At 33.7% G+C, this 13,723-nt stretch carries 17 protein-coding genes and 3 pseudogenes; 10 read left to right on the forward strand and 10 right to left on the reverse strand.

Translation table 11 applies throughout. The features are described from left to right. The first annotated feature begins 3 nt into the window (after window positions 1-3). The 7 genes from ABWU24_RS07445 to ABWU24_RS07475 all read left to right on the forward strand — a co-directional run bounded on the left by ABWU24_RS07445 (window position 4) and on the right by ABWU24_RS07475 (window position 3,733). Window positions 4-561, forward strand: coding sequence for a hypothetical protein (locus ABWU24_RS07445; protein ID WP_353274745.1), 558 nt, complete (start codon window positions 4-6; stop codon window positions 559-561). Continuing rightward, entirely contained in the window at window positions 558-1,745 is a 1,188-nt protein-coding gene (locus ABWU24_RS07450; RefSeq protein WP_353274747.1) for a phage tail sheath subtilisin-like domain-containing protein, read from the forward strand. The genes ABWU24_RS07445 and ABWU24_RS07450 overlap by 4 nt, the downstream gene beginning before the upstream one ends. 11 nt (window positions 1,746-1,756) lie before the next feature. After that, the gene (locus ABWU24_RS07455; RefSeq protein WP_353274748.1) at window positions 1,757-2,263 is read left to right on the forward strand and encodes a phage major tail tube protein; all 507 of its coding nucleotides are present in this window, start codon (window positions 1,757-1,759) and stop codon (window positions 2,261-2,263) included. 34 nt (window positions 2,264-2,297) lie between these two features. Further along, window positions 2,298-2,525: a hypothetical protein gene (locus ABWU24_RS07460; RefSeq protein WP_353274750.1), complete on the forward strand. Its 228-nt coding sequence runs from the start codon at window positions 2,298-2,300 to the stop codon at window positions 2,523-2,525. Next, window positions 2,509-2,790, forward strand: a complete 282-nt coding sequence (locus ABWU24_RS07465; RefSeq protein ID WP_010082215.1) for a type II toxin-antitoxin system RelE family toxin — start codon at window positions 2,509-2,511, stop codon at window positions 2,788-2,790. The genes ABWU24_RS07460 and ABWU24_RS07465 overlap by 17 nt, the downstream gene beginning before the upstream one ends. A 90-nt stretch (window positions 2,791-2,880) precedes the next feature. Continuing rightward, on the forward strand, window positions 2,881-3,138 hold the full coding sequence (locus tag ABWU24_RS07470; RefSeq protein WP_353274752.1) for a phage tail assembly protein: 258 nt from the start codon (window positions 2,881-2,883) through the stop codon (window positions 3,136-3,138). Between the two features lie 109 nt (window positions 3,139-3,247). After that, window positions 3,248-3,733 (forward strand): hypothetical protein, encoded by a 486-nt coding sequence (locus tag ABWU24_RS07475; protein WP_353274754.1) that lies wholly within the window; start codon window positions 3,248-3,250, stop codon window positions 3,731-3,733. On the opposite strand, the gene ABWU24_RS07480 is transcribed toward ABWU24_RS07475, so the two are convergent. Continuing rightward, window positions 3,641-4,646 (reverse strand): IS630 family transposase gene (locus ABWU24_RS07480; protein ID WP_353274215.1). Its coding sequence is split into 2 segments (ribosomal slippage): window positions 3,641-4,135 and window positions 4,137-4,646, totalling 1,005 coding nucleotides; the frame shifts between segments, so codons are not numbered across the junction. The two genes, ABWU24_RS07475 and ABWU24_RS07480, sit on opposite strands and share 93 nt — an antisense overlap. A 144-nt stretch (window positions 4,647-4,790) precedes the next feature. Between ABWU24_RS07480 and ABWU24_RS07485 the strand changes: the two genes are divergently transcribed. Continuing rightward, the gene (locus ABWU24_RS07485; protein ID WP_139686867.1) at window positions 4,791-5,000 is read left to right on the forward strand and encodes a hypothetical protein; all 210 of its coding nucleotides are present in this window, start codon (window positions 4,791-4,793) and stop codon (window positions 4,998-5,000) included. On the opposite strand, the gene ABWU24_RS07490 is transcribed toward ABWU24_RS07485, so the two are convergent. Beyond that, on the reverse strand, window positions 5,001-5,522 hold the full coding sequence (locus tag ABWU24_RS07490; RefSeq protein WP_353274794.1) for a phospholipase D family protein: 522 nt from the start codon (window positions 5,520-5,522) through the stop codon (window positions 5,001-5,003). It lies immediately after the preceding gene. Here ABWU24_RS07490 and ABWU24_RS07495 point away from each other — a divergent pair. Next, entirely contained in the window at window positions 5,521-6,444 is a 924-nt protein-coding gene (locus tag ABWU24_RS07495) for a patatin-like phospholipase family protein (RefSeq protein WP_353274756.1), read from the forward strand. The two genes, ABWU24_RS07490 and ABWU24_RS07495, sit on opposite strands and share 2 nt — an antisense overlap. A gap of 95 nt (window positions 6,445-6,539) precedes the next feature. Here the strand turns inward: ABWU24_RS07495 and ABWU24_RS07500 are convergent, their stop codons facing one another. The 7 genes and pseudogenes from ABWU24_RS07500 to ABWU24_RS07530 form a co-directional block, all read right to left on the reverse strand. Then, a complete protein-coding gene (locus ABWU24_RS07500) occupies window positions 6,540-7,451 on the reverse strand; it encodes a helix-turn-helix domain-containing protein (RefSeq protein ID WP_353274758.1) in 912 nt (303 codons plus the stop codon). A gap of 25 nt (window positions 7,452-7,476) precedes the next feature. Then, window positions 7,477-8,373 (reverse strand): helix-turn-helix domain-containing protein, encoded by an 897-nt coding sequence (locus ABWU24_RS07505; protein WP_353274760.1) that lies wholly within the window; start codon window positions 8,371-8,373, stop codon window positions 7,477-7,479. A gap of 77 nt (window positions 8,374-8,450) precedes the next feature. Beyond that, window positions 8,451-9,638 (reverse strand): hypothetical protein, encoded by a 1,188-nt coding sequence (locus ABWU24_RS07510; RefSeq protein WP_353274762.1) that lies wholly within the window; start codon window positions 9,636-9,638, stop codon window positions 8,451-8,453. A 103-nt stretch (window positions 9,639-9,741) separates the two neighbouring features. Next, entirely contained in the window at window positions 9,742-10,398 is a 657-nt protein-coding gene (locus tag ABWU24_RS07515) for a RadC family protein (protein ID WP_353274764.1), read from the reverse strand. A 165-nt stretch (window positions 10,399-10,563) separates the two neighbouring features. Further along, a pseudogene (locus ABWU24_RS07520) lies at window positions 10,564-10,905 on the reverse strand (transcriptional regulator); the annotation flags it as partial. Between the two features lie 19 nt (window positions 10,906-10,924). Next, a pseudogene (locus tag ABWU24_RS07525) lies at window positions 10,925-11,777 on the reverse strand (IS630 family transposase). 61 nt (window positions 11,778-11,838) lie between these two features. Further along, window positions 11,839-12,409 (reverse strand): annotated as a pseudogene (locus tag ABWU24_RS07530) (helix-turn-helix domain-containing protein); the annotation flags it as partial. 113 nt (window positions 12,410-12,522) lie between these two features. On the opposite strand from ABWU24_RS07530, the gene ABWU24_RS07535 reads away from it, so the two are divergent. After that, window positions 12,523-13,365: an Rpn family recombination-promoting nuclease/putative transposase gene (locus tag ABWU24_RS07535; protein ID WP_353274221.1), complete on the forward strand. Its 843-nt coding sequence runs from the start codon at window positions 12,523-12,525 to the stop codon at window positions 13,363-13,365. A 181-nt stretch (window positions 13,366-13,546) separates the two neighbouring features. Here ABWU24_RS07535 and ABWU24_RS07540 read toward each other — a convergent pair whose 3' ends face one another. Beyond that, window positions 13,547-13,702 carry a hypothetical protein gene (locus ABWU24_RS07540; protein ID WP_167495309.1) on the reverse strand — a complete coding sequence of 52 codons (156 nt, stop codon included), beginning with the start codon at window positions 13,700-13,702 and terminating at the stop codon, window positions 13,547-13,549. Window positions 13,703-13,723: the final 21 nt, after the last annotated feature.

The following is a 13,723-nucleotide window of genomic DNA, read 5'->3' on the forward strand; positions in this document are numbered from 1 at the left end:
TTTGTGACTATTTATATACGTTTTGAAAACCACAAGCAGATTGAAACAACAACACTTGAAAACAAGCCAACTGGAAATGATTGGTATGAAGCACCAAAGAATTTTGACTGGCAAAAAAGTTATTGTTTAACAGAAGGAGAGAAAATTGTTGAAAGGAATAAGGAAGATATTGAGCTGGAGTTATTGCAAAATGCGAAATTTTCTGCACTTTCTAATCTTCGTGCTTATTATGATAACTATACTAACCAATACACAGGACATTCTCACCAGAAGTCTAAGTCGTATGCGATACAAGCGAAAGCCGCAAAAAGCATTCTAGCAGCACCAGAATCTATAGATGAAAAGGATAAAGAAATTATAGAACCTTTAGCAAAAGTCCGTGGTATTACAGTTATCGAAATGGCAAGGATAATCGAGGAAAAAGTGAAAAAAGCAGTAAAAGCGATAGTGAAATGCGAGGAGTTGGAAGACATGGCGAAGAGGAAAATTGAAGAAGCTAAAAGTGAAGTAGAGCTACAGGCTTTGCTCAATGATTTTAAACAAAGAATGCAAAAAAAATGACAGAGCAATTTTTACATGGTGTAAATGTTATTGAGGTAACCTCAGGGGCCAAGGTAGTACGCACAGCTAAATCATCAGTGATAGGTGTAATTGGTACTGCACCTGAAGCTGATGAGCAAAAGTTTCCGCTAAATAAACCAGTGTTAATTGCAGGAAGCTTAAAAGAAGCAGCAAGACTTGGAAAGAGTGGCAGTTTACCTTCTGCAACAAACGGAATATTTTCCCAGATTGGTGCAACAGTAGTAGTTATTCGAGTTAAAGAAAGTGAAAACAGCGATTCAAAGCTCAAAGAAAGTGAAACTATCCAAAATATAATTGGCGGTGTTGATAAAGAGACTGGAGAGTATCAAGGGATAGAGGCATTCCTAAGTAGTGAAAGCATAGTTCATATTGCTCCAAGAATATTAATTGCACCTCAGTTTACTCATCAGTTACCTGAAATAGATGGAGTAAATCCAGTAGTGAGTGCTTTAATTTCCATAGCAGAAAAATTAAGAGCAATTATTGTTGCAGATGGACCAAATACTAATGATGAAGAAGCAATAAAATGGAGAAAAAGTGTAGGCAGCTCAAGAGTTTACGTAGTTGACCCTTGGGTTAAGGTATTTATTGAAGGAAAAGAAGGAACCTTGCCAGCAAGCCCATTTGTAGCTGGTTTAATAGCAAAAGTAGATAGCGAACAAGGATTTTGGCACTCACCTTCAAATAAAGAGATAAATGGTATTGTTGGCACAAGCAGGCCTATTGATTTTACGCTCGGTAATACAAATTGTAGAGCAAACCATTTAAATGAAAATGAAGTAACAACGATAATTCATCAAAATGGCTATAGGCTTTGGGGAAATAGAACATGTTCAAACGATTCGAAATGGGCTTTTCTATCAGTAAGGCGCACTGCAGATTTAATTAACGATAGTTTACTTCGAGCTCATCTCTGGGCAGTTGATCGCAATATCACAAAAACTTATATAGATGATGTGATTGAGGGGGTGAATTCTTATTTGGCCAATTTAAAAGCACAAGGAGCAATTATCAGTGGAAAATGTTATGCAACTCCCGAACTCAATACACCGGCAAATATTGCAAGCGGAAAAGTGTCTTTTGATTTTGAGTTTACACCGCCATATCCAGCTGAGCAAATAATATTCAGATCCCATCTTGTAAATAATAGTGTAATAAGTTAGGAGAAAGCGAAGTGTTACCCAAAATACTGAGAAATTTTAACGTATTTGTAGATGGTCGTGGTTATGCAGGAAAAATAGATGAAATTACCCTACCAAAACTTACCATAAAAACAGAAGAGTATCGTGCTGGTGGTATGGATATTCCAGTAAATATTGATATGGGCATGGAAAAGATTGAAGCAGATTTCACTTTTTCTGAATACGATACAGAACTCTTTAGGCTATTTGGTCTAATAAATGGGAATTCAGTAGCTTTGACGCTCAGAGGTGGAATGCAAGGGAGTGGTAGTAATGAAGTTGAAGGAGTTATTATCAACCTTAGGGGCATATTTAAAGAATTTGATTTTGGCAACTGGAAACCTGCTGAAAAAGCCACTCTCAAATGTACTGTAGCTGCCCATTATTATAAACTTACGATAGGTGGTAATGAATTAATAGAGATCGATGCTGAAAATATGATAAGAAAGATAAATGGTGTTGATCAAATGGCCTTGCTGCAAACGATTCTAGGGATCTAATATGGTTGACAAAATTACATAAAAATGTTAAAATATGAGAGGTTGTAGGTATATAGTTAATATGGATTCTAAAGCTCATACAAATTCCATAGAGCAGCTAACTGGTTTACTTGTTAGTGTAGCACAATCTCAAGACAAGTCCGTTTTAAAGTTATTAACTGAATTAATGGAAGAAGAAATTGAAGATATGGAATTATCTAAGATTGCTGACGAACGCTATAAAGAAAAGAGAGTTAAACATCAAGATGCCTTCTGGGATTAAGCCTTACAATATAGACTATTCAGAATCTGTTATAAAGAAAGACATTCCGGCTCTTCCAGCAAAAGTAAAGTTAATGATTAAGAAGGCAATAATGGAACGTCTAACAGTTGATCCAATTGGACTTGGAAAGCCATTAAAGCATAACTTAAGTGGACAACGTAGTCTACGGGTGAGTACCTATCGTATACTTTATTATATAGATGTACCAGAACATACAGTAGTTATTACTTCAATTGAACACAGAAAAGATTCTTATCAAAGCTAATCCTATTTATAGCACCATAGTTATAACAAAGAAATTAGTTATGTAAAAGCCGATATAGACTTTTATTTAATTAGCTTTTTAAGGAGGAATATGCAAGCTATAACACTTAATAATCCAATAACAGTAGATGGAATTTCTGTCTCAGAACTTACCGTTAGACGTCCAAAAGTTAGAGACTATTTAGCAATAGAACGTATTAGCGGTAGTGATCTAAGTAAGGAAGTAACTTTGACTGCCAATCTGACATCAGTTGCAAAAGAAGCGATTGAAGAGTTAGATATTGCTGATTATGTGAAAGTGCAAGAGGTATTAAAGGATTTTTTTTCACCGATTATCCAAAAAACTTGAGATTAGAAGTATTAATGTTCAGCTCTGTTGTAGGAGGCGGGGTTGAACAAATACTTGATATGGAGATTAATGAATTTATCTTATGGCATAAAGCAGCGAGGAAGGTACAATGTCAACGTTATCTATAAAAATTGGAGCAGTCCTAGATGGCAGTTTCAGTACTGTAATAAAAGGAAGTAGCAGTCAACTTACTCATCTTGGTGAGAATATAAGAAAGCTTGACTCATCTTTAAAATCAGTATCAAAGTTTAAGCAGTTAGGTCATGATGTTTTGACTAGCAAGAGGTCATGGAAAGGCTTTGAAGATCAAGTAAAATCTTTAGCTAAACAAATGAAGGCAATAGAGAAACCGAGCAAAACTTTAAAAGCAGAATTTGACAAGGCCAAAACCTCCGCAATAAAAGCAAAAGAAGCATATTTGAAAAAGAGAGATGCTTTGCATTCATTTAATGAAGAAGTAAGAAAAAGTGGAAGAAATATTAAGTACTTATACCAAAATCCATTACTGACCGAACAAATAAGAAACATTACAAACTCGTTTAATAGTAGTACTGGAAATATTGACAATAAAATTACACAAAACATCTTCAAGTAAACCTATGGTATCGTAGATACTATTGCGTAAAGTATTGTATTTGATATATTGCCACAACCTTTCAACAGGATTCAGTTCCGGTGAATAAGGAGGCAAGTATATGATGGTAATGTTTTCCTGAATTTTCAAACTTTTTGATCTATGCCAACTTGCACAATCCATTACAAGAAAGGCTTCTTTCGTGCCTAAATCTTTCGACATCTGCTCCAGAAATATATTCATACAATCAGTGTTTACATATGGAGCAAGTAGGCTAATTTTCTTACCACTTCTTGGATTTACCGCACTGTAGATATAGAAATTTTGTCTACCAATTTTCATTTTAACCTGTGTTCTGACCCCTTTTTTAAACCATCCGTGTCCGATTTTTGAATGAGTTCCAAATCGTGATTCATCAAAAAAATACCTCCTTTTCAGGGTGGGAATTGACTATTTTATTGAAGTATTTTTTAAACTCTTCTTGCTTGTTTTTATCTTGTTTATGGTGAATTGGCCTCGGTGTTATGTAAGAAAACTTCATCCTTTGTATCTCACGGTGCACTGTTGATTTGCTAATGTTTAGGCCAAATTCCTCTGAGATTTTTATTTGCACTTCCTTAATAGTAATATTTGGATTTCTTTCTACCCATATTTCAATTTGCTCACGTTGATTTTTGTTTAATTTGCTTTTTCTTCGCCGCTGAGACGGGGAAAATAATCTTTCTACTCTACCAAATTTTAGATGCTTTATCCATTCAGTCAAAGCAGTCCTTGAAATTTTACATATTCTTGCCACAGCGCTTATACTACTTTCTTTTCCTGCTATCACCGCTTGTAACTTTTTTGAAACATATGCGTTATTTCTGACCTTTTTTAACATTTCTTTCGCCAAATTTACAACTTTTTCGTCTAATAGTTTTGACCTTAATGCCATTTATACCTCTCTATTTTATCTACTTTAGTATCACTTCTTTCCCATTATTGTCTATCTGTTCTTTATATAGTGGGAATTGGTATAAGTTTTCTATAATCTGTATATAAACTTCTAAAACTATCCATAATAGATTAATACCTTCACATGAAAAAGCAAAAAATCCCAATTACGGTAATTATTACCATATTAATCCAAACCGTAGCATTGATATGGTGGTTATCCAAGTTAGACTCAAGGGTACAATTTCACGATAAACTTATTGAATATGGTTTAATGGAAAAAGTGTTAGTACTTGAGGAAAGGGTAAAAAATCTTTCTGAGGAATTGGATGAGCTTAAAGCTGATTTTAAGTAATTATTCTTCTACTTTTGGTGTATAAGAATCAGATTGAGATTTACGATCCTTCCAGTTTTCGATGTATTGTTCAACTAGTGGAGAATCTCCTGTTATGATCAGTAGGTTTTCAGCATTTCTTTGCTGAGCGGCATCTGAAAAGTTAAATGATCCGGTTATGATTTTTTGCTCATCAATAATAATTACCTTGCTATGAGCAATAGCGGGTTTAAAGTCAATCCATATCGGGATTTTGTGCTCAAATAATTCGTTAATTACACTATGTTTTGAACTAGTTTGTGATTCATCTAGGATAACCTTAATATCAACTCCACGTTCCTTAGCTTCAATTAGCGACTTTGCAATAGGTTTAGAAGTAAATGAATATGCTTGAACCAACACAGACCCTTTAGCATGGTCTATGGAATCAATTATTAGGTTGGTGCAATTTTCTCTAGGAGTGAAACATACAGTAGTACTTGGACAAGAAACACAACCTGATAAAAGCAAACAAGTTAAAAAAATCAATAAATATTTAAACATGGCCAAATATATTCTTTCAGTCGACGGTGGAGGCATAAGAGGCATCACACCAGCGATAATATTAGCAGAAATAGAAAAGAGAGCAAGGAAGCCTATTTCTAAAATCTTTGATCTAATGGCTGGTACTTCAACCGGTGGGATTGTTGTGGCTGGGTTATGCAAGAAAGATGAACGGGGAAATCCCCAATATTCAGCCAACGATTTAGTCGAGCTTTACCAAAAGTACGGAGCATATATTTTTAAATCTTCATTTTTGAGAAGATCAATATTTTCTTGGCTAAATTGTGCACAGTATTCATGCAAAAATATTGAATGCGTTCTGAATAGATATTTTGGTGATTCTACTCTTGCAGATGCAACAAATAATTTAATGCTTACAAGCTACGATATTAAGAACAATTATCCCTTCTTCTTTAAAAGCTGGAGAGAAGATAGAAATTTTATCAAATTGAAAGATGCATTACGATCTACAACTGCAGCACCTACTTACTTTGTACCTAAATATCTTAAAATCAACCAAAAGGAAATGGTACTAGTGGACGGAGGGGTTTTTGCTAATAATCCAGCGGCTTGCGCATATGCAAGTGGTAAGAAATTGTTTCCAAATGATGAGATTATACTGTTATCACTAGGTACTGGTAGAACAGATAGAAGCATAGCTAATTCAAGGAGATTTGGAAAAATAGGATGGATCAAGCCACTACTACATGTGATGTTTTCTTCAAGTTTAGATGCAGTAAACTATCAACTTAATCAAGTTATAGCTGATAAATATATACGCATACAATCGCAATTAAAAATAGCATCACCTGACATGGATAATATTACATCAAAAAATATCAAATCTCTTCAGCAAGAGGCAAATGCAATGATAGAGGACAACCAGAAATTAATAGATAAACTTTGCGATTTCATATCTTAATTTATACCAAGCAAAGTTCAACTGAGCCAAAAAAGTTGGTTAGCAAATTCTGCTGGTTAAATCATTAACTAACTTTACTTATATCTTAAACACATTCAATTTTCACACTCACCCAACTCATCAGCAGTTAGGCCACTTGCTCGCACAATAATATCAATAGCAACACCTGCCTTTACTAGATTCTTTGCAACCCTGATTTTCTCTGCTTTTTTAACTTTTTCCTTGCCGCTTTTCATATCTTCAGATAGAGATTTGACTAATGATTCTTGTTCTCCGTACTCATCCATTAAACTCAATAGCTTTTTGCTTTCTCTTGTTTTAGGTAGCAGAACTTTAATATTCACTGATAATTCTCCTGCTATTTCATATAATTTATCTAATGATATGGCAGTATACCCTTTTTCATATTCGTGTATTTCCTTGAGTGTTAAACCAACTTTGTTTGCTAAATCTTTTTGAGTATACCTTTTTATCAATCTCCATTCTCTTATTCTTTGCCCTACTCTGTAGTATATAGAATCAGTGCAGACTTCTTTCTCTGTATTATCATACTCGTAAATAGATAAGCCCGTTGCTTGGGAAATTATGTCAACTGAAACTCCTTCTTTTACTAGATTTCTTGCTATTTCCAACCTTGCTTCTTCTTGATTAATTTTTTCGCTAATATGAACAAACCTGACTAATGAAGGTACTATTTTGCCTAACTTTTGATTCTCATATATTTTCGTTAGATAGAATATTTCTTCGTCTTCATCTTCATACTCTCTTACTGTTATTGGTTTAGGTAATAGATCTACAGCATTAACTGACAATACTCTTGCTATCACATATAGTACTTCAATTGGAATAGGAATATACCCATTTTCATAGCTGCTCACTTCTTGGTATGTTAAATCTATTTTACTTGCTAATTCTATTTGAGTATGCCCTCGCATTAACCTGCTATTTTCCATTTTTCGTCCTATTTTGTAACTTATAGGACTAACATCTCTTACAGAAACAAACATATATACCTTATTTAGAAATAAATTTTCATCCAATTTGATCAGCAGATAAACCAACTATTTGCACAATAATATCAATAGGAATTCCCCCTTTTACTAAATCCCTTCCAACTTTAATCCTTTCTACCTCTCTCACTTTCTCTTCGCAAATTTGTATGCTTTCAAACAAAGATTTTATTAGTGCATTACGTAGTTCTTGGCTCTCAATTTCTTTGTATTCTTTAATCAAATCAGGTAGCTCATTTTTCACTTTACTCCCTTCCTCTATTAGTAGATCCGTAATATTAATCGATAATGCTTCTGCCATTTCATATAATTTATCAAGTGGAACAGCAGTCCTTCCTTGTTCATAGTTGCTTATTTCGTGACGTGTTGTATTCATTTTCTCTGCTAAATCTTTTTGAGTATACTCCCTCACTAGCCTCCATTCTTTTATCTTTTTTCCTATTTGGTAGTAGATAGAACCAACTTTTTCTTCAATACATTCATCAGCAGAGAGACCAATTATTTTTGAAACAATATCAGCAGAAACTCCTGCTTTAACCAAACCTTTTGCAATCTTTATTTTCTCTGCTTTTTTACTATTTTTTTCACTAACTTGGACAAAATCGGTTAGTAAACAAAACATTCTACGTAACTCCTGATCATTAATCTTTTTATATTCTCTTACTAGATTTAATATTTCTTTTCCCTCATCTTCAAGACAGCTTTTTGATATAGGAATTAGATCCGTAATACTGATTGATAGTGCCTCAGTTATAGCATATAACCTTTCAATTGGAATTCTACGGTTCCCTTTTTCATATTGTAGTATTACCCAGTACTTTACACCGATTTTCTCAGCTAAATCTTTCTGAGTATACCCTTGCTCTAACCTCCAATTTTTTATTTTTTGCCCTACTTCATAGTCTAGACTTCTTTCCATGAAAATAACCGTATGTACAATATTTTCTACTATAGCTCAAAGGCTCCAGTAAACTCTGGAACCTCAAAATAAATGAATTAAAGTTCCCTAAAGGTTTCTTTACTACCTCCATATATTCTATTTACCCACGAAGGTGGAGAGAGTACTTCATCATTGCTAATCTCTTTTATAGCATATTTTTCACTCCATATGCCACATCTAGTGAAATTACCTTTCTCTACTGCTTCTTTAACTGTCATTCTACCAAAAAGGCAATTTTTTCCAATTTCTTCTCCTCTTTGTTGTAATTTAGCCCACAGTTCCTTATCTGCTACTTTTACTTGTATTTGATCGTAGTTTTTTACATCCTGGTACAATACAATATTTAGCTTACCAATGCTCGTAGGAAATTCTAATACAATAGAGCTTCCATCTGACATATCAGTATAGTTTCTTATATCTCCTTTCTCGCTCTTAACCTCTACTGCATTATTGCCCATTCTTAAAATTAAACCTCTGTTTGCTTCCAATATTTTGGCTACCTCTACCTTGCTATCATCAGAAAATTCTATATATGATGTTGTATTGTCTATCTCGAAATCTATTAAGGATCCTTCTTGCACAGCATTTTCGCCAGCTTCCTCTAGCTCTTCTAGTTGCTTATCTATCTGTGGCTGAACTTCTGGTTGTAGCTCATTATAGATTTCACCTATCAGTTTATTCTGTAGTAGAGTATCATGAAACTCTGCACCGCTTAGCATTAATTTACGTATTAGCTTTTTTCGATCACCTTTTTCTAATCTGTGAAAATGTGTACCTAATACTACATGTTCTGCAAAACTCCATTCCCCATCATTACATGCATTTAGCCTTGCTCCAGCAGCTAGTGCTTCGTCTACAGCCTTGTGCAGTTCATTTGGACTTTTTGCTCTTACCACAGCACTTTTAAACCAGCTTAACTTTTCACTTTCACCTCTACTTGGCTTTATTTTTTGCAAGGCAGAGGTAAATGGATTTTTATCTTCTTGATCACTTATAGGTTTTGTGCCATATATGTAATCAAGTCCCTTTCCGTAGTTGATTTGAACGTCTCTATTAGGGAAGGGCACTTCTCCAGGTTTTTTAGCCTTATTAATTTTGCTTACAAAAGTGGACTGCTCTTTAGCACGACCAATTCCTATAATAGCATTCAACATCTCACCTTTTGATAATTTATCAAGATCAATATTTAATTCGTAAGTACCTCCCTTTTTATCATTAAAAGGTACAATTGTTTTATTAACCATATTATCCTCACTATTAAAAATACTTTTTAAGTATATAAATCTTAGTTTATACACTCTATTACTCAGTATAAATTATAGTGAGTAGATTTGCAAATACTTTCTGCTATAACAATCCGTTTTCTCTAAAGCTAAAATAGCCCGCACTTGTGATGATAATATGATCAAATAATCTAACACTTACAGTACTACACGCTGCTGCTAAGCTCTTCGTTACTGCTTGATCTTCTTCTGATGGTTCTAAACTCCCTCCAGGATGGTTATGTGACATTATTACTAATGTTGCATTTTTTATTAATGCTTTTCTTATAATTTCCTTTATGTATACTGGTGCTTTTTCCATTTCACCAATATAGGATTCTTCTCCGATTAATTGGCGCCTTTTATTCAAGTACAGTATTTTTACACATTCCCTTTCTGAGTGTCCTATACTTACGTTTAAGTACTCTACTAGCCCTTGTAAGTCCATTATTGGCTCACTCTTGAGCTTTTCTCTCAGTACCCTTTCTAGTGTTTCCTTAACACACATAATCATTGCTACTGCAGAATCAGTTACTCCTTCTATAACTTTCAGGTCATCCATTTCTCTACCTAAAATCCTTCCTACTCCCGTATAAGTGTTCACCAGATTTTTAGCAATTTCTTGAGCTTGCGGCCTTTCATGTACTGCACTTAGAAACGTTTCCATTATTTCACGATCAAGTAGTGCTTTGCCTTTGCTTTCTAATATTCTGAATTCGATTTCTTCTTTACTTTTATTCATATAATTTACCCTTCACTAACAACAAACTTTTTTTAAATATTTACTGCTTTATCAGCATTGGCATGAGGCCATAGCTTTCGAGTGAAGTCAAATCAATTTCTCAATCTTTTTTACTTATTTTTTCATTAAGAAGTGAAGATATTAATATATGATGATTTTTTTATTTTAAACTTGTTGAATTTCGTCTAAAGAGATGCCTACCGCTTGCAAAATAATATCAATAGAAATTCCTCCTTTTACTAAGTCTTTTGCAATTTTGATTCTTTCTACTTCTCTAATTTTCTCTTCACAAATTTGTATGCTTTCAAACATAGATTTTATTAGTTCATTACGTAGTTCTTGATTTTCAATCTTTTTGTATTCTTCAATTAAATTCGGTAATTCATTTCCTACTCTTTCATCTGCATCTTCTGCTGGTTCAAGTAGATCCACGATATTAATCGATAACGCCTTTGCTATCTCATATAATCTTCCCAGTGGAACAGCAATCCTTCCTTGTTCATAGTTATAGCTCTTCTCATAATAGTCAGAATAAAAAAGCAGAATCAACAGCATGACGGAAAGACTTAAAAATAGGGATATTTTTTCTAGCTCTGTTCTTTATAGCAAACCACTGATGCTCAATTTTGTTAAAGTCTGGAGAATATGGAGGAAGATAAAGAATTTCAGCACCAACTCCTTTAGCAAGATTATCTATTTTTTTAGATTTATGAAAAGTAGCGTTATCAAGAATTACAGTTTGGCCAGACCTTAAAATTGGAGTTAAAAACTGCTCAACCAAGCCTCGAAAACATCCTCATTGCAATATCCTTCAAAGGTCAATGGAGCAATGATTCTCTCTTTATTTAGAGCTGCAATCATACTGACCCGCTGAGCTTTTTTACCTGATTTTAGTGAATGAAACCTCTCTCCTTTTCTGCAGTATCCGTATGGGTAGTCTTCTGTATTATCTATTCCAGATTCGTCAATATATACAAGATTTTCATGACGTTTTGTTGCTATAACCTTTGAAAAGTGAGCTCGCTTCTCTTCATTTCTTTCTTTATATCCGTAGGTCTTTTTTTCTTGTAAATCCAATATTTTTAAGTGCACGGTGAATCGTTTGTCTACTGATATTGCCCCAGCATCTCTGACTGAGTTTTGCCACCATGGTTTTTTGCAAATTTGGTAAAAACATTCCAGTCAGTAATTTTATGGTTATATCCTACGCTTCCAGGCTTTTTTGAATGAAAATCTCCCGTTTCCTTACGTCTTTTCTGCCACTCATATAGAGTCGTTTTTCCAATTTTAAATCTCTCGGCAACATTTGCTCTACTTTCTCCTTCATCCAATGCTTCCATTGCTTTTTTCCTTAAGTCGTAACTATACGCTGCTGGCATACAAACCCCACTACCATAAATCCATATCTTAACTTGTTTGGATTATTATGAGAAGAGCTATACTTATTTCGTCACGTGTTGTATCCATTTTCTCAGCCAAATCCTTTTGAGTATACTCTCTTCCATTCTTTTATCTTCTTTCCTATTTGGCAGTAAATAGAACCTCCTTTTTCTTCAACACATTCATCAGCAGAGAGACCAATTGTTTTTGCAACAATATCAACAGAAACTCCTCCTTTAACCAGACCTTTTGCAATTTTTATTCTCTCCGTTTTTTTACTATTTTTCTCACTAACTTGAACAAATTTGGTTAGTAAACAAAACATTCTATGTAATTCCTGATCATTAATCGTTTTATATTTTCTTACTAGATTTAATATTTTCTCTCCCTCATCTTCAAAACAGATTTTCTCATTTGATACAGGAATAAGATCCGTAATATTAATTGATAACACCTTTGCTATAGCGCACAACTTTTCAATCGAAATTTTACGTGTTCCTTTTTCATATTGTAGTACTATTTGATATGTTACACCGATTTTCTCTGCTAAATCCTTTTGAGTATATCCCTTTGCTAACCTACAACTTCTTAATTTTTCTGCTATCTGATACCTTATTGAGATGTTTGCCATAAATATTATACAGGTTAATACTACCAAATAAAGATATACAAAATGTTTGCATTTTAGTTGAATATTTCTTCACAATTATGTATAATTATTAATGCTTTTTATCTTACTTTCTCATGGCTCTTTCGAAGTTTCTCGATCCAAAGAATGATATATCGTTCAAGCGCATCTTTGGCACTGAAAAAAATAAGGACATTCTTATTCACTTCCTTAATGATATCCTTGGCTTCACTGGCAAAAGTACAATACAGGATCCTGATATTGCTTCTAAAAAACAAAGCATTGTTGATGTTCTTTGTAGGGATGAAAATGGGCTACAAGTCATAGTCGAAATGCAGGTCGCTAAAACTAAGGGCTTTGAAAAACGTGCTCAATACTATGCTGCTAAAGCCTATTCAAGACAAGCCGATAAAGGTGATCAATACCATGACCTTAAAGAAATTATCTTTATTGCTATAGCAGATTGTATTTTATTTCCTGATAAGTCTGAGTATAAATCAAAGCATACTATTCGCGATGAAGATACTAATGAACATGATCTAAAAGATTTTTACTTTATATTTATTGAGTTGCCTAAATTTCCAAAAACCAAAGAAGATCAGCTTTCAAGTATAGTTGAAAAATGGGTATACTTTTTCAGATATGCAGACGAAACTAGTGAAGAAGAGCTAGAGAGAATAATAGGAAGTGATCTAATAATTAAAAGAGCATATGAAGAACTAAATAGATTCAACTGGTCAGAAAAAGAATTTATCGCCTATGAACAGGAGATCAAGCGTATTCGTGATGAACAGGCTGTCCTCGCTCAAAAACTCGATGATGCTAAACAAGAAGGTAGACAAGAAGAAAAAATCGAAGTTGCAAAAAACTCACTCAAGGCCGGTGTCTCTATTGATGTTATAGCTCAAATTACCGGTCTCTCTCATTCTGAAATTTCACAACTCAAAGAAAAAACATAATATTCCTACTTATTCACTTTAACACTTATAAAAACCTTTTCTAAGTTAGACATGTCCCCTAATTAAGAATCTAGTGAACTGTCTAAAATGGCTATAAAGATTGCACATAGAATTATATAAATTACTATCATAACGTTACCCTCTTATTCAGCCTTACATATTAAAGATATATACCGTAAGTTTAATATTGATAGTACATTAACCATTTATTTCCCAATTCTAGTCTTGTACTTCTCATTCCTACTTCATCCATGTTAGTATTAGAACCATCAAACTTGCTAAGGGGATCTACCACCTCCACTTTAAATTCTATTATAAGCTTTTCACTATTTGGCATATTATACCTTCCATATTCTCA

Source organism: Wolbachia endosymbiont (group B) of Hofmannophila pseudospretella (assembly GCF_964028515.1).
Classification (GTDB): Bacteria; Pseudomonadota; Alphaproteobacteria; order Rickettsiales; family Anaplasmataceae; genus Wolbachia.